This is a genomic window from Undibacterium sp. GW821-FHT07F11, from assembly GCF_059418665.1.
In genome coordinates, this window is record NZ_JBWKQH010000004.1 from 156,837 (window position 1) to 179,717 (window position 22,881).

The 22,881-nt window shown below is 53.2% G+C and carries 19 protein-coding genes; 7 read left to right on the forward strand and 12 right to left on the reverse strand.

The features are described 5' to 3' along the window. Positions 1 to 45 precede the first annotated feature (45 nt). The 3 genes from AC07OI_RS11255 to AC07OI_RS11265 are packed head-to-tail and all read right to left on the reverse strand — an operon-like array spanning position 46 to position 2,005. Positions 46 to 678 (reverse strand): RraA family protein, encoded by a 633-nt coding sequence (locus tag AC07OI_RS11255; protein WP_495257276.1) that lies wholly within the window; start codon positions 676 to 678, stop codon positions 46 to 48. Beyond that, positions 675 to 1,340: an RraA family protein gene (locus AC07OI_RS11260; protein WP_495257277.1), complete on the reverse strand. Its 666-nt coding sequence runs from the start codon at positions 1,338 to 1,340 to the stop codon at positions 675 to 677. Before AC07OI_RS11260 ends, AC07OI_RS11255 begins: the two co-directional genes overlap by 4 nt. Next, positions 1,337 to 2,005, reverse strand: a complete 669-nt coding sequence (locus tag AC07OI_RS11265) for an RraA family protein (RefSeq protein WP_495257278.1) — start codon at positions 2,003 to 2,005, stop codon at positions 1,337 to 1,339. Before AC07OI_RS11265 ends, AC07OI_RS11260 begins: the two co-directional genes overlap by 4 nt. 106 nt (positions 2,006 to 2,111) lie before the next feature. On the opposite strand from AC07OI_RS11265, the gene AC07OI_RS11270 reads away from it, so the two are divergent. Next, positions 2,112 to 3,008: a LysR family transcriptional regulator gene (locus AC07OI_RS11270; RefSeq protein WP_495257279.1), complete on the forward strand. Its 897-nt coding sequence runs from the start codon at positions 2,112 to 2,114 to the stop codon at positions 3,006 to 3,008. On the opposite strand, the gene AC07OI_RS11275 is transcribed toward AC07OI_RS11270, so the two are convergent. Then, a complete protein-coding gene (locus AC07OI_RS11275) occupies positions 3,009 to 4,040 on the reverse strand; it encodes a LysR family transcriptional regulator (protein WP_492702248.1) in 1,032 nt (343 codons plus the stop codon). A gap of 187 nt (positions 4,041 to 4,227) precedes the next feature. Between AC07OI_RS11275 and AC07OI_RS11280 the strand changes: the two genes are divergently transcribed. The 4 genes from AC07OI_RS11280 to AC07OI_RS11295 are packed head-to-tail and all read left to right on the forward strand — an operon-like array spanning position 4,228 to position 11,246. After that, positions 4,228 to 5,163 carry an alpha/beta hydrolase gene (locus AC07OI_RS11280; protein WP_492702246.1) on the forward strand — a complete coding sequence of 312 codons (936 nt, stop codon included), beginning with the start codon at positions 4,228 to 4,230 and terminating at the stop codon, positions 5,161 to 5,163. A gap of 58 nt (positions 5,164 to 5,221) precedes the next feature. Continuing rightward, positions 5,222 to 6,466 carry an efflux RND transporter periplasmic adaptor subunit gene (locus tag AC07OI_RS11285; protein WP_495257280.1) on the forward strand — a complete coding sequence of 415 codons (1,245 nt, stop codon included), beginning with the start codon at positions 5,222 to 5,224 and terminating at the stop codon, positions 6,464 to 6,466. 40 nt (positions 6,467 to 6,506) lie between these two features. Then, positions 6,507 to 9,728, forward strand: a complete 3,222-nt coding sequence (locus AC07OI_RS11290) for an efflux RND transporter permease subunit (protein WP_495257281.1) — start codon at positions 6,507 to 6,509, stop codon at positions 9,726 to 9,728. A gap of 12 nt (positions 9,729 to 9,740) precedes the next feature. Continuing rightward, a complete protein-coding gene (locus AC07OI_RS11295; RefSeq protein ID WP_495257578.1) occupies positions 9,741 to 11,246 on the forward strand; it encodes an efflux transporter outer membrane subunit in 1,506 nt (501 codons plus the stop codon). A 93-nt stretch (positions 11,247 to 11,339) separates the two neighbouring features. Here the strand turns inward: AC07OI_RS11295 and AC07OI_RS11300 are convergent, their stop codons facing one another. The 6 genes from AC07OI_RS11300 to metE form a co-directional block, all read right to left on the reverse strand. Beyond that, positions 11,340 to 11,747, reverse strand: coding sequence for a VOC family protein (locus AC07OI_RS11300; RefSeq protein WP_492702240.1), 408 nt, complete (start codon positions 11,745 to 11,747; stop codon positions 11,340 to 11,342). Positions 11,748 to 11,960: 213 nt separating this feature from the next. Next, on the reverse strand, positions 11,961 to 12,116 hold the full coding sequence (locus tag AC07OI_RS11305) for a hypothetical protein (RefSeq protein ID WP_492702238.1): 156 nt from the start codon (positions 12,114 to 12,116) through the stop codon (positions 11,961 to 11,963). Positions 12,117 to 12,302: 186 nt separating this feature from the next. Next, the gene (locus AC07OI_RS11310; protein WP_495257579.1) at positions 12,303 to 12,818 is read right to left on the reverse strand and encodes a divalent metal cation transporter; all 516 of its coding nucleotides are present in this window, start codon (positions 12,816 to 12,818) and stop codon (positions 12,303 to 12,305) included. 540 nt (positions 12,819 to 13,358) lie between these two features. Beyond that, positions 13,359 to 15,422 (reverse strand): TonB-dependent receptor, encoded by a 2,064-nt coding sequence (locus AC07OI_RS11315; protein ID WP_495257282.1) that lies wholly within the window; start codon positions 15,420 to 15,422, stop codon positions 13,359 to 13,361. Positions 15,423 to 15,782: 360 nt separating this feature from the next. Continuing rightward, positions 15,783 to 16,400, reverse strand: coding sequence for a phosphohydrolase (locus AC07OI_RS11320; protein WP_492702232.1), 618 nt, complete (start codon positions 16,398 to 16,400; stop codon positions 15,783 to 15,785). 258 nt (positions 16,401 to 16,658) lie between these two features. Continuing rightward, positions 16,659 to 18,980, reverse strand: coding sequence for a 5-methyltetrahydropteroyltriglutamate--homocysteine S-methyltransferase (gene metE, locus AC07OI_RS11325; RefSeq protein WP_495257283.1), 2,322 nt, complete (start codon positions 18,978 to 18,980; stop codon positions 16,659 to 16,661). A 109-nt stretch (positions 18,981 to 19,089) separates the two neighbouring features. On the opposite strand from metE, the gene AC07OI_RS11330 reads away from it, so the two are divergent. After that, positions 19,090 to 20,016 (forward strand): LysR family transcriptional regulator, encoded by a 927-nt coding sequence (locus AC07OI_RS11330; protein WP_495257284.1) that lies wholly within the window; start codon positions 19,090 to 19,092, stop codon positions 20,014 to 20,016. Positions 20,017 to 20,035: 19 nt separating this feature from the next. Here AC07OI_RS11330 and AC07OI_RS11335 read toward each other — a convergent pair whose 3' ends face one another. Both AC07OI_RS11335 and AC07OI_RS11340 read right to left on the reverse strand, forming a co-directional pair. Continuing rightward, positions 20,036 to 21,514: a HAMP domain-containing sensor histidine kinase gene (locus tag AC07OI_RS11335; RefSeq protein WP_495257285.1), complete on the reverse strand. Its 1,479-nt coding sequence runs from the start codon at positions 21,512 to 21,514 to the stop codon at positions 20,036 to 20,038. Beyond that, a complete protein-coding gene (locus AC07OI_RS11340; protein ID WP_495257286.1) occupies positions 21,511 to 22,227 on the reverse strand; it encodes a response regulator transcription factor in 717 nt (238 codons plus the stop codon). Before AC07OI_RS11340 ends, AC07OI_RS11335 begins: the two co-directional genes overlap by 4 nt. Positions 22,228 to 22,386: 159 nt before the next feature. Here AC07OI_RS11340 and msrB point away from each other — a divergent pair, with 159 nt between their 5' ends. Then, entirely contained in the window at positions 22,387 to 22,875 is a 489-nt protein-coding gene (gene msrB, locus AC07OI_RS11345) for a peptide-methionine (R)-S-oxide reductase MsrB (protein WP_495257287.1), read from the forward strand. Positions 22,876 to 22,881 lie beyond the last annotated feature (6 nt).

Here is a 22,881-nt window from a genome sequence, read left to right on the forward strand (position 1 = left end):
GCTGGGCCTGGGTCAGGTTGATGTTCAAAGCTTGTAGTGGTCTATTCACGAATGTGTCCTCCAGGCAGTAAGGCCCAGCAAGTCCAGAGTAGTTGCACCTTGCGCTAATTGCTGCATCATGATTTCTTCTTTGCTGGCCCTCGCTTCTGCCGCTGCGATGGTGCGTTCCATATCGCCAGAGGGGATAATGATTACACCATCGTCATCCGCAACCACCAGATCTCCTGCATGGACAGGGACGCCGCCAAAATAGATAGGTTGCCCGACGGAAGGGCTGCTAGCCTTGATTGTTCCACGCACGCTCACGCCTCGTGTAAATACGGGAAACTGGCGCTTGGTCATAGCAGCCACATCCCTCACTCCACCATCGATAATCAGTCCTGTTATGCCTGCTGCTTCCGCCGCGACGGTCAGTACCTCACCCCAGTATCCAGCAATGAAATTACCCGTACCGACCACCAGTACGCTGCCACGCGGAGCACTCTCCATGGCGAGGTGTATGGATAGATTATCACCGGGCGAACAGATCAGGGGAAACGCCAGTGCAGCAATGGCGGCACCGGGCCAGATGCTGCGGATATCAGGGTCGACCGAGCAAGCCAGTCCGGATGCCTCATATAGTGTGGAGCTGCCAAGTTGCTTGCAGCGCCCGGCAATGTCTGCAGTGACGGTGATCATGATACTTTCCTTTGTAATGTGTGATAGCCCAGTACTTCGCGGGCTTCCCTGAGTGTCTTTCCCTGCGCAAGTTGCGCCCGGATATCTGCTTCCACCTGTTCGATTTTGCGCGCTGTGTCAGCAACCTCCCTGGCACACGCCCGGGGAACGACTACCACGCCATTGGCATCAGCGATGACAATGTCGCGTGGGCAAACCCGCGCTGTACCAACCGACACAGCTACATTCGTGGCTTCGACCTGTACCCTGTCTTTTCCGGTGCGCATGAAGCGTCCCCGGCTGAATATCGGGTAGGCATCTCCCAGTGCTTTAGTGACGTCACGACAGACACCGTCGATAACGGTTGCTGCAATTTTTCTGGTGCCAGCATACTGGGTCATGATGTCACCCCATACCGTGCAGTCAGTGCGACCATTATTGTCGATCACTACCACGTCACCCTCGGCAACGTCATCAATGAAATCACCTACCGTTCCGGGTGGCGTGCTGGCCGACACATATTTGACCGTGAAAGCTGGGCCGACAACCACATTCTTGTAATTATCTAAAGGCGCGATACCAAGGCATTGACCCGGCAAGCCCAGTTTGTCCATCGCGTCCGAAATACCTGGTGTGTCCAGGCCTTTGAACAGGGCAGTGATTTCCATGTCTTCGTGATTCATTTCGCGCTCCCTGACTTGATGGCTTCAAATTTCTTGTCGTGCATGACATCTGCAACCGAGTGTCCTGAGCGTACCGCCTGAACCATGCCATCCTGACGTTGCGCGATACGCTCGCCAAGCTCAATGACTTCGGCAATGCGGTCAACCGGTATGAAGACCGTGCCGCAGCGGTCGGCGATCACGTAGTCGTTTTCCTTGACGACGACTCCCCCCATATTGACTGTTTGGCCCGATGATATTTGTACGACACGGTTGCGGGCACTGATCATCGTGATGCCGCGGCCATAGACGGGATAGGAAATTGACTCGCTTCCCTCAATATCACGACTGTTGCCATCGATAACGGAACCACGTATACCCTTTGCCCGGGCAGCATTGGCAAGAATGTCGCCCCAGCATGAAATGCCATCGACACCGCCTGCAATAACGAGGATGCGATCATCGCAGGTGATTTCTGCGATGACAGGCGAGATCAAATGGACTGTGGGCGCTGAGTCAGTCTTTGGCCCCAACTGTATCGTACTGGCTCTGCCAACGATTTTCTGGCAATCCCATAGAGGACGAATGCCAAATGTTGCGCCTGGGAGATTGAGAAAATCCAGGGCATCCGATACCGTGTTGGTATCAAGAGCCGCCAGACGGTCCAGCAGGTTTTCTTGAGTCATGGTGTATATCCTCTGTGTGGTTGCACAGGACTTACTCTGAGGTATAAGATGTGATACGTAAATTCCTAATTAAATATCATTTAATTCTATAAAAGCTATCACTGCCATGATCAATTTTCGCCTGATGCGTCACTTATGGCTTTTTCTCGTTGTTGCAGAAGAAAAATCGTTCAGGAAGGCTGCACTTCGCCTGGGAATGTCACAGCCACCTCTGACCGAGCAAATTCAAGTGCTTGAACAGTCTTTGAAGGTGACTTTGTTTGAACGCTCAAGACGCGGCGCTCAGCTCACTCCGGTCGGTGCTGCAATACTCCCGGCAGTACAAAAACTGGCTGAACAGATGGGGCATCTGGAGTTCGCAGTAAGGGAGGCGGTTGCTGGACAAACCGGGGTGCTGGCTATCGGTGCCATCACTTCTGCAATGCTGGATGTGCTTCCCGTCATCATAGAAAAAATCAAGTCCGCACATCCACAGCTCACGGTTTCAGTCAGGGAAATTGATAGCGCAGATGCAGTTCCGGCATTGCTTGCAGGTGAGATTGACCTGGCTTTTGCACGGCTGGAAGGCTACTTTGGCGAGACCGTGCGGACATTACCATTGATACAGGAGCGTCTCGCAGTTGCGCTCCCACATACACATCCTTACGCAAAAAAAACACGCGTCAGTCTTGCAACACTAGCCGAAGAAGACTTTGTGATGTTTGCTCGCAGAGTCAGCCCAGTCTATTTTGATAATCTGATCGCTTCTTGCCAGGCACATGGTTTTTCACCACGCATAGTGCATGAAGTCAGTTCGGTCGCTTCCCAGATTGCTTTCGTAGGATGTGGGCAAGGTATAGCTCTGGTGCCAACGATATTGAAGAAGCTTGCACCAGAGAATGTGGTGGTCCGGCCTCTCAGGGAGAAGTTGGATGTGGTAACCACAGCCATAGCATGGAATACAAAACGACCGAACCCTTTGGTAGATGCAGTGATTGCGCAGGTTCGCAAGCGCGATGCGTAGCTAGAAGACACTCTCAGCAATATTCTTTTGCTCGATGACAGAGCGCAAGGTATTGTGGGCTGGGCGTTGCTCAGGTTTGCCAGCGAAAGCACATTCACTCATACCATTGAGTAATTCTGCATCGCGCCCGCTGAACAGGGGGCAGCGCGGGAACAGTTCTGCGACCCAGTCAACAAAGGCGCGCACCTTCGGTGACAGATGGCGGTTCGCCAGGTAGACCACAGAGATGGGCATGGGGGCGGGTGTCCATTGTGGCAATACTTCGCGCAATGCGCCGGATTGCAGATGCGGCATCAGCATGAAGCGCGGTGCCTGTATCAGGCCAAAGCCCTTGAGGGCGCATTCTATGTAGGCTTCAGAATCATTGACGGATATCTTGCCATTGACCGTGACATCCACAGTCTTGCCATCGACGACAAAATCCCAATCCAGGTTGCGGCCAGTGCGGCTGGAAAAATAGTGCACAGCCTGGTGGTGCTGCAAGTCTTCCAGGGTCTGTGGCTCACCATGCGTATCGAGATAATCTGGCGCTGCGCAGGTGATGCTCTGGAAAGTGCCTATGCGGCGGGCGACCATGCTGGAATCCTGCAACTCACCTACCCGTATCACGCAATCAACCGCTTCCTGCACCATATCCACCATGCGGTCACCCATGCCCATGACCAGCTTGATGTCAGGGTAGCGCGAATAAAACTCACAGACTTGCGGCAACAGTATCAGCCTGCCTATCGAGGTTGGCACATCAATGCGCAACTGGCCTTTGGGGCCACGTGCCACATTCTGGAAAGAAGTTTCGGTCTCGTCCACGTCCGCCAGGATGCGCACGCAGCGCTCATAGTAGGCCGCGCCGTCTGGCGTCAGGCTCAGGCGGCGGGTGGTGCGGTTCAGCAGGCGCACCTGCAACAGGCTTTCCAGGTTCTGGATGATGGTCGTGACGGTGGTACGCGGCAAGCCGAGGTTGTCGGCGGCGCGGGTAAAACTATTGCTGTCCACCACGCGGGTAAAGACTTGCATTGCCTGGAAGCGGTCCATCGCGGTACTCCTGAATAACTGGTTGGCATAGTCAAGGACTATTCGTCTGAACGAAGTATAAACCTAATTTGATGTCTGATTAGTCGGCCTGGCGGAATAGTCATGTTCGATTATAGGCGTTTATCCGCAAGCGCATAGTGCCTACTATTCGGTCCATTCACTAAGCTCTGGCGCGATTGGCGACAATATGATGGACGAAACAGCAATAATTCTTGGCAACCCTGGCGTTTCTGGCAACCCCGGCAACGCCGTCAAGAAAAGAAAAAAGACCACAAAGACGGCTGAGCCATCTTTGCAGATAGACAATTTCCTTATCCCTGGCCAACTTGGGGTCATTCCTGTGCGCCTGTACCGCCCTCAGGGCAATGCAGTTTTGCCGGTGGTGCTGTATTTCCACGGTGGTGGTTTTATCAGCGGTTCCTTGAATGATGCCGATGTACCGGCCCGCTTCATTGCACGCAACAGCAATGTCATCGTCTTGTCCGTGGGCTATTCACTGGCACCTGCCAAGCCTTTTCCTGCTGCACCGGAAGATGCTTACACCGCCATGCTGTGGGCCATCAAGAACGCCGCCAGCATCAAGGCTGACGCCAGCCGCCTGGCGGTAGCGGGTGACGATGCCGGTGGCAATCTGGCGACTTGCCTGACGCTGATAGCACGTGACCGCAATGCCCCGCCGATACTGGCGCAGGCGCTGATAGGCCCGATGCTGGACCCCAGCATGACACGTCTGGGTGACGCCAAGAAACTGGAATCTGACCTGACCCCGCAAGAATGCGCGCATTGCTACGGCCAATACCTGCCGCGCTCTTTGCAGCGCCTGCACCCCTATGCCGCACCGCTGGAATCCAGCCGCCTGGGCGGTTTGTCGCCCGCCTTTATCGCTACTGCTGAACATGATGTTCTGCATGTGGAAGCAGAAAAATATGCAGCAGCCCTGATCACGGTTGGTGTGCCTGTGCAGGTAGCCCGCTTTGCCGGGATCAAGCATGCCTCATTGCCTGAGCATCAGCCTGTGCTGGTGGAAGTGGCGGATTTTTTGCGTCGCCGCCTTGCTGCCTCGTCTTCATCTGATTTGAACACATCTGCTTTCGTATCCCTGGAGGAAAAACAAAATGTCTGACAACGCAAAAGACACTCAAGAACTCAGTAATTTACATACTACATCCACGAGGAATATCATGTCTGAATCTACTAGCTCCACAGCACCAAGCCGCAAATCCATCGCCATCAGCACTGCCATTGTCCTGTTGATCGCCGCCGCAGGCACCATAGGTGCCATCAAAGTTGAAGCCAGCGATGCTGCACCTAAAGGTGCTCCACCGGCAACGACAGTCGACGTGGCAGAAGTCGTCAGCCGCAATATCGTCGACTGGCAAAATTATTCTGGCAAGCTCGAAGCCGTCGATAGAGTTGAGATACGCCCCTTGGTTGGCGGTACATTGACTGCCGTGCATTTCAAGGATGGCAGCCTGGTCAAGAAAGGTGATTTGCTGTTCACCATAGACCCACGTCCGTATGCGGCTGAAGTGGCGCGCTTCCAGGCGCAACTGGCAGCAGCCGAAGCACGCGCAGCCTATACCAGTTCTGACGTGGCCCGCGGTGAAAGACTGCTGGGTGAAAACGCCATCGCCCGCCGTGACTTTGAAGAAAAACAAAATGCATCGCGTGAAGCAGCCGCCAACGTAATGGCAGCGCAGGCCGCATTGAAGGCGGCAAAACTCAATCTTGAATATACCCAGATCACCGCCCCCGTTGCTGGCCGCATCTCGCGTGCCGAAGTCACGGTCGGCAATGTCATTGCAGTCGGTGCCAGCTCCCCGCCTTTGAGTACGCTGGTATCTGTCTCGCAGGTGTATGCATCCTTTGATGTGGATGAACAAAGCTTCTTGAAATACGTGAACCCGGCACAGGCCAAGAATAGCCAGGTGCCAGTCTTCCTGGGTCTGGCGAATGAAGAAGGTTATTCACGCCAGGGCAAGGTGGTTTCCATCGACAACCGCGTTGACACTTCTTCAGGAACCATACGCGTGCGCGCCGTGTTTGAAAACCAGGATGGCTTGCTGCTGCCCGGCCTGTATGCCCGTGTGCGCCTGGGTGGTGGTGCACCGCATGCAGCCTTGATGATAGATGAAAAAGCCGTGGGCACAGACCAGAGCAAACGCTTCGTGCTGGCAGTCGACAAAGACAACCACACAGCCTATCGCGAAGTGCGCCTGGGTAACAGGCAGGAAGATTTGCTGATTGTGGAATCTGGCCTCAAAGCTGGTGAACGCATCGTCGTCAATGGTCTGCAACGTACACGCCCTGGTGACACCATCACGCCGAATATGGTGGCGATGAGCAAAGCGACTGCCGCATCTGCTGAATCAGCGACCCCGGTTGCAGGCGCGGAAGACAAGGCTACTCCAGCTAACAAATCTTAATCGTCACATATATAAATATAGACGCAGATAGAAAAATATCATGAATATCTCAAAATTCTTTATCGACCGCCCCATCTTCGCCGGGGTGCTGTCGGTAATTATCTTGCTGGCCGGTGCGCTGGCCATGTTCCAGTTGCCTATCTCGGAATATCCCGAGGTGGTGCCACCTTCTGTCGTGGTGCGGGCGCAGTACCCCGGTGCCAATCCCAAGGTGATTGCAGAAACCGTGGCTTCTCCTTTGGAAGAATCCATCAATGGCGTAGAGAATATGCTGTACATGCAGTCACAAGCCAATAGTGACGGTAACCTGACAGTGACAGTCAACTTCAAGCTCGGTGTTGATCCTGACAAGGCGCAGCAACTGGTGCAGAACCGTGTCTCGCAAGCCTTGCCACGTCTGCCTGCTGATGTGCAACGCCTGGGTGTGACGACGATCAAGAGTTCGCCTGCGCTGACCATGGTCGTGCATCTGATTTCACCAGATGACCGCTATGACATGACTTACCTGCGCAACTATGCCGTGCTGAATGTCAAAGACCGTCTGGCGCGTATCAAGGGTGTCGGTGAAGTGGGCTTGTTTGGCTCTGGCAATTACGCCATGCGCGTCTGGCTGGACCCGCAAAAAGTTGCACAGCGTGGCCTGACTGCCTCTGACGTGGTGAACTCCATACGCGAACAAAACGTGCAGGTGGCGGCGGGTGTCATTGGCGCATCGCCAAATGTGCCGGGTACGCCTTTGCAGTTCAATGTGAATGCGCAAGGCCGTTTGAAATCAGAAGCAGAATTTGCCGAGATCATCCTCAAGACCTCTGTCGATGGTGCAGTCACCCGCCTGGCCGACGTGGCGCGTATAGAACTCGATGCCTCTGAATATGGCTTGCGTTCTTTGCTCGACAATAAGCCGGCCGTCGCCATACCTATCTTCCAGGCACCTGGCGCGAATGCGCTGGATGTGTCTGACCAGGTGCGTGCGGCGATGAAGGAATTGTCGGCAGACTTCCCAAGTTCGGTGCAATACAAGATCGTGTATGACCCTACGCAATTCGTGCGTTCCAGCATCCACGCGGTCGTCGAGACCTTGCTGGAAGCGATTGCGCTGGTGGTGCTGGTGGTCATCGTGTTTTTGCAAACCTGGCGTGCTTCGCTGATCCCGCTGCTGGCCGTGCCGGTTTCCATCGTTGGTACTTTTTCGCTGATGCTGGGCTTTGGCTATTCCATCAATGCCTTGTCACTGTTTGGCATGGTGCTGGCCATAGGTATCGTGGTCGATGATGCGATTGTGGTGGTGGAGAATGTGGAGAGGAATATATCTGCTGGCCTGTCACCGAAAGAAGCGACTTACCGCGCCATGCGCGAAGTCAGCGGCCCTATCATCGCGATTGCTTTGACACTGGTTGCGGTATTCGTACCACTGGCCTTCATGACAGGTCTGACCGGGCAGTTCTACAAACAGTTTGCGATGACGATTGCGATTTCGACTGTGATCTCGGCCTTCAACTCGCTGACTCTGTCACCAGCACTGGCAGCCATCCTGCTCAAAGGCCATGATGAAAAACCGGACTGGCTGACCAAAGTCATGAACCGCCTGTTTGGCCGCTTCTTCGATGCCTTCAATCGCATGTTCAATCGTGGTTCTGAAAAGTATTCCAAGGGTGTGGCTGGCGTCATATCGCGCAAGGCATCCAGCATGGTGGTGTATGTCGTATTGCTGGCCGCAGCCGTGGGTATTTCTTACATCGTGCCGGGTGGCTTTGTGCCTGGGCAAGACAAGCAATACCTGATCAGCTTCACGCAATTGCCTAATGGCGCGACGCTGGACAGGACTGAAAAAGTCATCCGTGATATGTCGGCCATTGCCTTGAAAGAACCGGGTGTGGAGAGTGCAGTTGCCTTTCCTGGCTTGTCCATCAATGGTTTTACCAATAGCTCCAGCGCCGGTATTGTTTTTGTGACGCTGAAGCCTTTTGAAGAACGCCGCAGCAAAGAGCTGGCAGCCGATGCAATTGCTGGCAAGCTGAACCAGAAATATTCAGCGATCAAGGATGGTTTCATTGCCGTTTTCCCACCGCCACCTGTCATGGGCCTGGGTACTGTCGGTGGTTTCAAGATGCAGATAGAAGACAAGGGCGCGCTCGGCTATGCAGAACTGGATGCCGCAGCACAAGCCTTTATCGCCGCTGCCAAGACAGCGCCAGAACTGGGGCCTATGTTCTCCAGCTACCAGATCAATGTGCCGCAGTTGGACGTCAACCTTGATCGCGTCAAGGCCAAGCAACTGGGTGTGCCTGTGACCGATGTGTTTGACACCATGCAGATTTATCTTGGTTCCTTGTACGTGAATGACTTCAACCGCTTTGGCCGTGTGTACCAGGTACGTGCCCAGGCAGATGCGCCTTACCGTGCCAAGCCTGAAGATATCCTGCAACTGAAAACCCGCAATACGGCTGGTGAAATGGTGCCCCTGTCTTCCCTCGTCAAGGTGACGCCTAGCTTTGGTCCTGAGATGGTGGTGCGTTATAACGGCTATACCGCGGCGGATATCAACGGTGGCCCTGCCCCTGGTTACTCATCGAATCAGGCGCAGGCTGCGGCAGAACGTATCGCTGCAAAAACACTGCCTGCTGGTATCAAGTTTGAATGGACGGACCTGACTTACCAGCAAATCCTGGCGGGCAATGCTGGTGTCTGGGTATTCCCTATCAGTGTCTTGCTGGTCTTCCTGGTATTGGCAGCGCAGTATGAAAGCCTGACCTTGCCACTGGCTGTCATCATGATCGTGCCCATGAGTTTGCTGGCGGCTTTGACTGGCGTCTGGCTCACAGGTGGTGATAACAATATCTTCACCCAGATCGGTCTCATGGTGCTGGTGGGGCTATCGGCCAAGAATGCGATTCTTATTGTGGAATTTGCGCGGGAGCTTGAACTGCAGGGCAGCACGCCTTTGCAGGCAGCGATAGATGCCAGTCGCTTGCGCTTGCGCCCTATCCTGATGACTTCCATCGCCTTCATTATGGGTGTGGTGCCACTGGTGATTTCTAGCGGCCCTGGTTCCGAGATGCGTCATGCCATGGGTGTAGCGGTGTTTTTTGGCATGCTGGGTGTAACCCTGTTTGGCCTGTTCCTGACGCCGGTGTTTTATGTATTGCTGCGTACTCTTGCAGGTGGCCGCAAGTTGCATTCTGCAGTGGTGCATGAAGCGCCCGCTCTTGCACACGACCTTGCACATGGTCACGATCATGAGCACACTACTGTTAAAGTTTGAGAGAACATGATGATGAATACAATCAAACCCCTGAAGTCTGCTTCATCGCTGTTGATGTTATTGCTGGTATTGGCTGGCTGTTCAGTCGCACCAACTTATCAGAAAGCGGAAGTGACAACTCCCGCTGCCTATAAAGAAGTGCAAGCAAACAGCAACTGGAAAGAAGCCCAGCCCTCAGAAGAAGTCGCCCGTGGCGACTGGTGGAAAATCTTTGCGGACGATAGTCTCAACGAGATGGAAAGCCAGGCCATGGCGGCCAACCAGAACCTCAAAGCCGCTGCCGCCCGCCTGAAGCAATCCCGCGCCTTGCGCCAGGATGCGCGTGCTGGTCTGTTCCCACAAGTGAATGCGGGCCTGGGTGCCAGCCGTGGGCGTGCTGCACCGGCGTCCCAGGGTTTGCCTGACAATACCAGGATGCCAACTTCCACGACCTACAATGCACAACTCGGTGCATCGTATGAGCTGGATTTGTTTGGCCGCGTGGCGTCCAGCATAGATGCGGCAACAGCAGATACGCAAAAAAATGAAGCCCTGTTCCAGTCTGTGCAACTGGCCTTGCAAGCCGACGTGGCGCAAGCCTACTTTTTGCTGCGCGAACTGGATGCAGAACAGGCTTTATATGCCGCCACGGTAGAGTTGCGCTCAAAAACCCTGAAGCTGGTGCAAACCCGTTTTAATGAAGGCGATATCAGCGAACTCGATCTGGCCCGCGCCAAGGCAGAACTGGCAACGGCGCAATCTGAATCGCTGGGCCTGGCACGCAGCCGTGCAGTGGCAGAACATGCACTGGCCGTCTTGCTGGGCAAGACGCCGGCAGAATTCAATTTCCTGCCGCGTCCCTTGTCACGCATTGCTGTCAATATTCCGGCGGGTTTGCCATCAGCCTTGCTGGAACGCAGGCCGGATATCGCCGCAGCAGAGCGCAGCATGGCAGCCGCCAATGCCCGCATCGGTGTAGCCCGCTCAGCCTTCTTTCCACGGCTGGATATCACAGGTTCTGCCGGTTATGCATCAGCCAGCCTGGGTGATTTGCTGAACTGGAGCAGCCGCACCTTCCTGCTGGGGCCTCTGTTGTCCATGCCTCTGTTTGATGGCGGCCGTCGCCAGGCCAGTGTGGACAGGGCTGGTGCAGTCTATGAAGAAGATGTGGCCACCTACCGCCAGACCGTGCTGAATGCCTTCAGGGAAGTCGAAGACAATCTGGCTGACTTGCGTATCTTGCGTGACCAGACCCTGGCACAAGACAATGCGGTGCAGGCGGCAGAGCGGGCAGCGAAACTCTCGCATGTGCAATACCGCGAAGGCTCGGTCAGTTACCTGAATGTGATCGATGCTGACCGCACGGTATTACAGCAGCAGCGCATCGCTGCACAACTCGACGGCGCACGTGCAAAATCCGCAGTTAATCTGATACGTGCCATTGGTGGTGGCTGGGAGGCACGTGGTTCTGTACCCGCAGTATTGCCCGGTGCTCTGACCAGCGCAGATGGAAAAACAATCGTGGCAAAAGCCGACTAAGATTTTCACCCTCCCAGAACAAGTTCTGGTTTTCGCAGCGTGCTTCTGTTAAAGAGGCATGCTGTTTTTTTGCGAGAATTTTCTTTTCTTGAATCAGACGGATGCTGATGGATTCAGATATTGCCTGAACTCGTCGCTGGGTTCACGATCAGAGTAAATGTAGAGCACGATGCCATTGGGGTCGTTGATGGCGAAACCGCGATCACCCCAGGGATGATCTTCAAGCGGGACAGTCACTTCTATTCCTGCTTCGGTCAGAGCCTGGTATTCTGCATCGACATCCGGGACGCAGAAGTTATAGGTTAAACCTGCAGGATTGCACAGGCTTTGCCCTGGTTGTGGTGCCATGAATTGCAATGAAGTTGCCCGTTGGCCAAATTCTACACTGACATACCAGCCGCAATCGAAGGCAACTTTGGCACCAAAGTATTTAAGGTAAAAATCCCGCGATTCCTGTACCAGGTTGGTCGTGATGCAGGATGATAGTGCAGAAGGTTTCACGATATTCTCCATTCATCTATCTTGTTCATCGAAAGACATTCAATAATGAGAATATAACTGCCGGTAGTGAAAAAGACAATCACGCTATTGCTTCAAATTTTTACTACCTGTTCTCAGTGCCAGTTCATGATGAGGGCACTAAGGTCGCGGAAAAAATCAGGAGTTCCTGATCCTCAGAACAAGTTCTGTTATGCATTATCGCCATGCAACTGGTCAATGCAGGCTTGGCATGACAGCATCAGCAAATTCACCACCGGCTGTCAGTGCATCCTGTTCAGTAGGATATAAATCCTTGTCAGGGTGATGCACCATGATGCCATTGATTTCTACACCCACTGTCCAGCCATTTCCGTATTCAGTCGTTTCCATACGAACTGTAGCTCGTAAAATGCCTTTTCCTACGTTTTTAACAATAATCACTTTGACCTCCAATTGTCATGTGCATGATTCATCCTGCTCGCCTGACCGCCTTACCGCCATCGGACTGTGGTCCCCGGTCTTGTAAGATAAGAGCCTGCTGTAGTTGAGGGGGATGCGCAAGACAAATCATGGTATTCAAAGTGTGAATGCCATGGCAGTAACTGCAGCCCCCATCATCGCTGTTGCCAGCCACCCCAGGATTTTTAATCTGCGGGAAATAACAAATTGCCCCATCACGGCAGGTTTGGCTGCCATCAGCATCATGACGATCATCACTGGCACAGAGATAATGCCATTGATGACGGCACTCCAGAACAGCGCCTTGATAGGATCAATATTGCTGAGGCTGAGAACGACACCGATGATGGTTGACACCGCAATCACAGCGTAAAATTCCCTTGCCTGCATAGCAGTGTGCTCAAGGCTGTTTTTCCATTTGAAACTGCCTGCAATGGCGTAGGCAGAAGAACCGGCAAGCACAGGAACAGCCAGCTGCCTTGTACCAATAATACCCAGGCTGAATAACAGAAAGGCAAATTCACCTGCAATGGTGCTTGCAATAATGCGGTTTCTTCTGGCCTGGCACGCAATTCTTCCACCTCCTGTGAGACTTGCCAGAAGAAAAGCTAAGGGCTGATGGTGGTGCCAAATACAGCGACGATCATCGTCAGATACTCAGTTTTCATTGAGATATGCGGCATGACAGTACTAACTACTACCTGGCCTCAGCTTGGCCAGGACTGATTCCTTATTATCATTGTCTGTGTCATTGTCTGGCAGTGTCGCCGACACTTTTGCTGGTGGCAGCATATGCTTTTTCATCCATGAATCATGCATATAGGCGTTTGAAACCGTAAACGCTCATCTTTTTTAATCATGAAATACCGTTCAAGTGATCATCATAAGGCGCGTAGCGATGATGAGCAGTCAGTTTATATCACCAGGTCTTGTAGGATTACACCGCGACATGCAAGCCTTTACCACCGCTGGTTTTCAAAAAAACTGCAGTTCGAGTCCTGCCAGCATTGCCTGCGTCAATCTGGCGGCTTCTTGCACGAATTCCCTGCTTTACCCTTGCCAGCCCATGTTATGAGGCAAACGCATCCCTGTTTATGAAATGAGTTCCAGTCATGTCACATCTTTCTCAAGGTGAAGTGTCATACAGCAATGAGGAAGGTAGTTTTACAGACGTCAGAAATTATGTGTCAGCGTCAACCTCACAGAGCGTGGCTCAACCGGATGAAAATGAATGCCGTTAGCACCCTCCATGCTTTCACGCGGCAGGCGTGACTGGTAATAATAATCAATGTCGCTGGCCTGCCTGTTGAACAGGTTGAACACATCCATAGTCAGTTTGGTACTGGCATTGATCCTGTAACCCAAGCGGGCATAGGCCAGCGTGGTCGATGAAGAGTGCACGCTATTGTCCTCAACTAAAGGACGTGGGCCAAAGTAACGCAGTTCAAAGCCACCATGCCAGCGGCCCATGTCAGTCACAGTCACGCCAAAAGAAGCCACCTTGTCGATGGAACCGGGAATGTAATTGCCCGTCACGTCATTTTGCGTATAACGCGCCCGTGACGCTGCTAGGTCAAGGTCAAACAGCAGCCATGGTCTGGCGATATAGTGGTTGTTCCATTCTATGCCGGTGCGGCGGCTGGCACGGCTGGGTTCGGTTTCACCGGCATCACCAACGAATAGCAACTCAGAGGCAATATCCAGCCGCCACAGCGCCAGCGAGCTTTGCAGGCCGGGGATGATTTCTGTACGCATACCCAGTTCTGCTCCCCTGGTTTTTACCAGTGGTGTTACCGGTGTGGAGGCACTGCCATCAGACAAACGGGCTTGCGTAGTGCCGCGTGCATCATTGCTGTGAAAGCCGCTGCCATAGTTGATGAAGTATTCTGTCTTGTTCCATGGGCCAAAGATCAATGACAACTTGGGCGAGACGATATGGTCACTTGCCTTGCCTGAATTGCCGCCTATGCTGCTGTTGACATCAAAGCGATAGGCATCGTAACGCAACCCGGCAATACTGCGGAATTTTGGATGCCACTGTATGGAATTTTCTGCATAAAAACCAGCACTGGCTTCCTTGACACTGTCTTCACGTATCGTTGATATGCGTTGCTGTGCGACGGTGTTATAAATGCCGGCTGGCGACAGTTTATCGTAGCGCAGTTGTACACCTATCTTGTTACGCATTTCAAGATCAGCTACAGTCAGCGGCCAGGTCTGGCTCATATTCATCCCCAGCATCTGCCGCTTCTCGCTTTGGCTGAACTGGTCACCCGTATCAGGGTTGGTCAGGAAATATGTAAAGTTGCTGAACAGGTCAAGACTGGATTGCACGGCATAGGCATCCATTTCGAACACGCCATCCTGACTGCGCTTCTTCATGGCATAAGACAGGCTGTAACGTGAACTTTGTCCTCCATCCGTAGGGTCAAGCGCACCAAAGCGGCTGATCTGGCCAGATTGCACAGCACGCAAGGGTACCTGGTCCGTGGAATTCCAGTTATTCTTGTAAGCTATGGCTGTCACGCTGTAACCATCGTCATGGCTGCCCTGGCTATAGCGCAGTACGGCACTGTACTTGCGCACATTTTCAGGATTAACCCAGGGGCCATTATTACGGTTGATCTCCAGGCCATACAGCAAATTGCCGTTCGTCAGTGTCACCGAATTTGCCAGCACTGCCCGCTGATAGCCATAGTTCCCCAAAGACAGGCTGGCGATACCGGCAGCTAGTTTGTCAGTAAGGCGAAGATGTGCTGCACCAGCAGAGGCAAAATCACCTTCATCGGCAAAATAAGTCCCCTTCTTGTAATCAATGCGCTGTACCAGTTCAGGGATCAGGAAATTCAAATCCGAATAACCCTGGCCATGCGCATGGCTACGCATATTGACCGGCATGCCATCAACAAACGTGGCAAAGTCAGTGCCATGGTCGAGATTAAAGCCGCGCAAAAAATACTGGTTGGCCTTGCCATCACCGCTATGCTGGGTAACGATCATGCCGGGTACAAATTCCAGCAATTCGCCAGTACGCAGGGCAGGGCGGTTGCTGACAAGATTGGATGTCACCGACCCCTGGCTGGCAGCATTGCTGGTACCGACTGCATTATCGTAATTACCGAGGACTTGCACCGTAGGGATTTTTTCTAAATCATCAGCCCGTGCTATTTGGAAGGTTTGCAGCAGCAAAAAGCCAAAGCAGGAAAGTAGTGCACGGTTCATCTTTGTTTTTTGCATTGCTGCTCCATTCATATTCTTGTTTGCTGATTTCATTTGTTGGATCTGTATGATGAAAATTGAATTCGCCATACTTTATATTTGTACAAGCAAAAAACAGACCTATACGCTTGTTTCAGCTATGCCCCATCGAGGCAGCTTGCTTTTTATCTTGTTTAAGTCTTAATACGCAGGAAACAAAGAACTGGATTCACAATTTTTAGAAATTCATTCCGCCAACGGGGATGAGTGTGGAAAAAATGATTTTGGACGTGCGACAAGGGTCGTTATGCATGCATGGCATGACAACGCGTAGCTTAAGTAAGCGATCTGGGATGGGATAGTGCCGGGTTTATCCGGCAATTTTTGATGAATCCTGACTTATGTCGATGCTGTGCCCAGTGCGGTCATCTTCTCCAGAAAACGCTGGCAGGCGATATCTGATGGCCAAGGCTCCCATGGTTGGCAATCATAGATTTCTGCAAGTGGGTCTTCTTCCAGTATGGGGAGCTTGATTTCCAGCACATCCAGCACTTCATTGCGTGGCCAGCCTGCACAATGCACGGCCTCTGAGGCGGCGATCAGTTCATCTGCAAGTTTATGCAGGCGGTAATCCATCTCATCCCAGGCTGGGAGCTGATAGCGTTTGATGATGGCATCTGTCAACCTGTCGCTGACTTCCTTGAACGGTGAACCCAATACCGCCTTGAGTGGTGAAATGCAATCGAAGGCAAGCAAGCCTTCTTCCCCATCATGCAAGAGTTCGCGCAGCGCTGCACCGGCACTTAAGGCAGAGTCTGTCATGGTACTGCGCAAGGCCAGCACATTCAGGCTATGCTGTGCGACTGACAGCGGCCTGGCCCAGCAGGATTCACCGCCCCAGCGGTAAGTGCGGGACAGTCTGTCTGCCAGGTCGCTGTCCAGCCATGCCTGGGGATCGGGATTGATCAGATCAAGATGCTTGCCTGATGGCAGCCTGATCCATGCTCGTGTTTTCAATAGTTTGTCCTGATGCCGTGCAAAATGCGCAGCTTGAAAACTACTATCTTAACTTATTCAGGCTTACTGATCTTGAGGAAAATGACAGTCCGGTAAGCCGAAAGCAAGTCGTCTTTGCGATCAAATTTAATGCATATCGATATCCTCTCCGTGCCAGTTTTACGACGTTGACGGTTGGTGTCACGCAATGAGTGATGCCAACCGCCATATGCCATAGCCTTACTTTTTATACAGCGTTACAGGGGGTATGCAGCACGCTTATGCTGCATTACGCAGCGCTTTAGCCGCTGCCACCATATTGGTCAGCGCGGGGATGACTTCTTCCCATGCGCGTGTCTTCAAGCCACAATCCGGATTGACCCACAGACGTTCAGCCGGGATACGTTCAGCTGCTTTCTTCATCAATTGCTCAATATGCGCCTGGGTCGGGATATTTGGTGAATGGATGTCATAGACGCCAGGGCCAATCTCGTTAGGGTAGTTAAAGTGATCGAATGCATCCAGCAACTCCATGTCAGAGCGTGAAGTTTCTATGGTAATCACGTCAGCATCCATGCCAGCGATAGATTCAATGATGTCATTGAATTCTGAATAGCACATATGGGTATGAATCTGGGTTTCATCCTGCGCACCATTGGCGGTGATGCGGAAAGATTCTACTGCCCAGCCCAGGTATTCTTGCCATTGTGCTTTACGCAGCGGTAAGCCTTCGCGCAATGCTGCCTCGTCAATCTGAATCACGCGCACGCCTGCTTTTTCCAGGTCCAGCACTTCTTCGCGGATTGCCAGCGCAAGCTGATAACAGGACACAGAACGCGGCTGGTCATCACGCACGAAGGACCAGTTCAAAATGGTGACCGGACCAGTCAGCATGCCCTTCATCGGTTTTGCAGTCAGCGACTGGGCATAACGGCTCCATTCCACCGTCATGGCTTTGGGGCGGGCAATGTCACCGAACAGGATGGGCGGTTTCACGCAACGTGAACCATATGACTGTACCCAGCCAAACTGGCTGAAGGCGTAACCCTCAAGCTGCTCACCAAAGTATTCAACCATGTCATTGCGCTCGGCTTCGCCATGTACCAGCACATCCAGGCCCAGTGCCTCCTGTTCACGCACGCTGCGGGCAATCTCGGCCTGCATGGCGACTTTATAGCCAGCTTCGTCCAGTCTGCCCGCCTTGAATTCACTACGTGCATGACGGATTTCTGCCGTCTGCGGGAAAGAGCCGATAGTCGTCGTCGGATACTCTGGCAGCTTCAGCAATGTGGCTTGCTTGCTGGCGCGTTGTGCATAGGCACTCTGGCGTTGTCCCATGCCTGCAGTAATGGCGGCAACGGCGGCTTTGACGGCAGCATTGTTCACCCGTGGTGAAGTGCGGCGTGCGGTAATGGCTGCCTGGTTGGCCTCCAGTTCATTTTTGACGGCGGCACTACCCTGATTCAGGGCAGTTGCCAAGACCTTGAGTTCATCGAGCTTCTGGATCGCAAAAGCCAGCCATGAGCGGATATCGGCATCCAGTTTTTGTTCACTGTTCAGATCAACTGGCACATGCAGCAATGAACAGCTAGGTGCTATCCACAGACGGTCGCCCAGTTTTTTTGCTATAGGTGTGAGCCATTCCAGCACGGCATTGAGATCAGTTTTCCAGATATTGCGGCCATTGATGACACCCAGTGACAACACGCGGTCTTGTGGCAATTGTTCAACGACAGCGCTGACTTCTGCACGCGCATTGATGGCATCCAGATGCAGGCCCTGCACAGGCAACTGGCATGTCAGCGCCAGGTTGTCTTGCAACTGACCAAAGTAAGTTGCCAGCAGCAGCTTGATTTTACCTGTCGTCTGCCTGGCAAATATGGTGTATGCGGTCTTGATCGCATCCTTCCATTCTGTCGCCAATTCGGTGACCAGTATGGGTTCATCAATTTGCACCCATTCCACACCCTGAGCGGCAAGCTGGCTCAGTAATTCTACATAGACAGGCAGCAGGCGTGGTAGCAGGGCCAGCTTGTCAGTATCATCCTTGGCCTTGCCCAGAGACAGGTAAGTGACTGGGCCAATGACGACTGGCTTGGCTTTCACACCCAGGCGTTTGGCTTCTGCCAGTTGTTCCAGCAGGCGTGTAGCATCCAGCGCAAACTTTGTATCGGCAGTAAATTCAGGGACGATGTAGTGATAATTGGTGTCAAACCATTTGGTCATTTCACCAGCCGCGACACCATCACTTCCACTCCCATTTGCACCACAGCAGGCACTGTGATCTTCCAGCCCTTTCGCAGAACGGCCACGGGCAACGCGGAAGTAATTGTCCAGCACATCGCCATGAAAACCGCTGACACGTTCAGGCAAATTGCCCAGCGTGAAGCTCATGTCCAGCATCTGATCGTAAAACGCGAAGTCTCCAACCGGTGTCAGGTCCAGTGCAGACTGGTGACTCCAGTGACGCTGGCGCAGTTCTGCACCCAGACCCTTCAGTGCATCGCGTGAAGATTCACCCTTCCAGTAAGATTCCAGCGCAAACTTGAGTTCGCGTTTGGCACCAATGCGGGGAAAGCCCAGATTATGTGTAGTGACCATGATGTTGTCTTCATTCCTTGAGATTATTGAATGAGGGCTATGCTATAGTCAGCAAATCATGAAGTAAAATGATGTTTTCTCATTATTCGATTAGTTTTGCTCATACATCATGCTTGAACGCATACATCTGTCCATCATCCAGGAAGTAGAAAAACAGGGCTCGCTGACCGCTGCAGCGTCTGCCTTGTTCCTGACCCAGTCAGCGCTTAGCCATGCCATCAAAAAACTTGAGCAGCAACTGGGTACCGATATCTGGCTGCGTGAAGGGCGCAGCCTGCGACTGACGCAGGCAGGTGAATATCTGCTGGCCGTCGCCAATCGCGTGCTGCCGCAACTGGCAATGGCAGAAGAACGCATGAGCCAGTACGCCTGTGGTGAACGCGGTACCTTGCGCATAGGCATGGAATGCCATCCCTGTTACCAGTGGTTGTTGAAAGTGGTGTCACCCTACCTGGCAAGCTGGCCCGATGTTGATGTCGATGTCAAACAGAAATTCCAGTTTGGCGGCATTGGTGCCTTGTTTGGTTATGAAATTGATTTGCTGGTGACACCTGACCCACTCTACAAACCTGGCCTGCATTTTGAACCTGTATTTGATTACGAGCAGGTGCTGGTCGTCAGCCGCAAACATGGGCTGGCCAAGGTCGCTTATGCGCAGCCAGCACAGCTCGTTGATGAAGTGCTCATCACTTATCCCGTGGCGATAGACCGGCTGGACATCTATAATCAGTTCCTGATGCCAGCCGGGATCAGCCCGCAGCGACACAAGACCATAGAGACGACGGACATCATGTTGCAGATGGTGGAAAGTGGCCGCGGCGTTGCCGCCTTGCCGCGCTGGCTGGCAGAAGAATATGCAGAAAAAATGGATGTAGTGGCGGTACGCCTGGGCCGCCAGGGTATCGCCAAGCAGATATTTTTAGGGGCGCGAGAAGCTGATGTGGATATCGATTATTTGAAGGCCTTCGTTGAACTGGCACGGCATTCAAAGCAAGCTAGTGGCTCAAGTCAGGTGAAGAAGAAAGCAGGAAAATAGGTCAAGTAAGTTAGATAAGTCAGACTCCACCTGGGCTTGTCGCCAATGGCAATTCAAAGCAAAAACAAGCACCCGTATTGCTTGCATCATTACGCAACTCTATGCTGCTGTGATGCAATTGCAATATGCGGTGCACGATCAGCAAGCCCAGACCACCACCACCGTGCCTTTCACCACTGAGCGCAAATGGCCGCTTGAACAGTTTGTCCAGTAATTCAACGGGTATGCCGGGGCCGGTATCGCGTATGCAGATTTCCACTGCCTGCAAGCGTTTTGTTACTGCCACAGTCACCACGCCGCCTGCCGGTGTATGGCGTATGGCATTGTCGATCAGGTTGGTCAGCACCCGCTCTATCATGCCAAGGTCTGCCATGACCATGGCATTGCCATCCAGTTCTGCTTCCAGCCTGACCTGGCCGTTTTGTGCCTGCAGTTCAAACTTCTGGAACACGTCCTGTATCAGGTCATTCAGCATGAAGGCTTCCGGTTCTGGCTCTACCCCGCCATGTTCGAGACGCGCCAGGTCAAACAGGGCTTGCGCCAGGCGGCCAACCTTGCGGCTCTGGCCCAGTGCAATTGCCAGATAGCGCTGGCGCTCAGCCGCATCCAGCGTCGCATCTCTGGCGGCCAGGGTTTCCAGATAACCGTGGATTGATGTCAGCGGTGTGCGCAGGTCGTGCGAGATATTGGCAACCACTTCGCGTCTGTCATGGTCCATCTGTTTCAATGTATGCCATTGCTCATTGATGCGCGCCGCCATTTGTCCGAAGCTGGTTTCCAGCACCGCAATTTCATCGCGCTGATTAGTGGTCTGTGCTGACGGTGGCGGTACGACGGGTTGTTCAGCCTGGGTATCAAAACGGCGCATGGTGTCTGCCAGTTTATGCAAGGGGCGAGTGACCCAGCGCAGTGCAGCCCAGCCTGCCACCAGGGTCAGCAGGGCCACCAGCGCCATCGAAAACAAGGTAACACGCAGTACGGCATTGATACCTGCGTGAGCGGCATAGCGGTCATGCTCTTCACCCTGCAAAATCACGTAAATGTAATGTGCTTCAGGCCTGTTACTGCGCAATGCCGCTACGCTGAATACCTTGCGCCTGCTTTCACTGCGTGGGTCGTCACCAAGTATGGGCAGCATGCGTCCATCGAGGAATTTGCGTATGGGTGCCAGATCAACTTGCTGGCGCTTCAGACGGCCAGGCGGTGCCGCATTGCCGATGATCTTGCCGGTTTCATCGAGCAGATAGACTTCTACACTGGGGTTGACGGTCATCAATTGATCGAACAGGCGACGTACAGAATCAGGCCCCATTTCTTCTGTACCCGTCAATTGCGCATTGACTGCAATGCTGCCTGCCAGGCCGCGTGACAGGCCCTGCACCACTTCCATCTCACGCATATCATTGGCGCGTATCTGCAACCAGGCAGAAACACCGCAACTGGCCAGCAACAATACAGAAAAAACCAGCGACAAGCGCTGTGATAGTGTCAGCTTCACGTCACCTCTCCCGGCAGCGCGTAACGGTAACCTTTGCCCCACACCGTCAGTATGCGGTGAGGCTCAGCCGGATTGCTCTCTATCTTGGCGCGCAGGCGATTGATGTGGGTATTGACTGTATGTTCATACCCCTCATGCTCATAACCCCAGACCTTGTTGAGCAAATCCAGGCGCGAATATACCTGGCCGGGGTGGCGTACAAAAAAATATAGCAAGTCAAATTCGCGCGGGGTCAGGTCCAGCAACTTGCCATCGGCAGTGGCAACGCGTGTCACTGGTGACAAGGCCACGCCATCTACGGCTACATCACCGGCTTCAGTGCGGCGGCTCTTGTCCATCGCATCGGCACGGCGCAGCATGGCCTTGACGCGGGCCACCAGTTCCAGCACCGAGAAAGGTTTGGCCAGGTAATCGTCAGCCCCCAGTTCCAGACCCAAAATGCGGTGCACTTCGCTGGAACGGGCGCTGATGATGATAATCGGAACATAGTTTTCCATGGCGCGCGCCTGACGGCAAATCTCCAGCCCATCTACACCGGGCAGCATGATGTCGAGTATCAGGGCATCCCATTTACCAGTACGCAATTGTGCGAGACCTTGTTTGCCGTCAGCACAATGCGTGACCTGATAGCCCTCGTCCTTCATGTGCAGGCGCAGCAGGTCGGCGATGGGCATATCATCTTCCACGATCAATATACGTTTTACTGTATCCAAGGCAAGGCTCCTGCAGGCTGCTTTAATGTTGTCATTGTGCAGGATTTGCGGGTAAAAAAGTATCACAAATCGTTTAACTTTACGTGAAGACTTGGACAGCGATTGGGGCGCACAATAAGAATCATGGTACAGGAGTGGAACCAACACCAAGGAGGATTTATGCAAAACCGACGTCAATTTTTACTGGCTGGCAGCATGCTGGCCATGAGCCCCATGTTATCAGCAGCCCCCGCCGGTAATTCATCCAACACTGCGTTTGAAGTCCAGCGCACCGATGCCGAATGGCGTCGTCTGCTGACCGGCATGCAATACGAGGTCTTGCGCCGTGGCGCGACCGAACGGGCCTTTACCAGTCCACTCAATGATGAACATCGCAGTGGCCAGTTCAGTTGCGCTGGTTGCCAGTTGCCGCTGTTTTCATCGAAAACCAAGTTTGACAGCGGCACTGGCTGGCCCAGTTTTTATGCGCCGCTGGAGCGCGCAGTCAACAATGTGACCGACACCACCTTTGGCATGCTTCGTACAGAAGTACTGTGCCGCCGCTGCGGTGGTCATCTCGGCCATGTATTTGATGACGGCCCGCGTCCTACTGGCCTACGTTATTGCATGAATGGCGTGGCGATGACATTCACCCCCGGCAAAGCCTGAGAACCT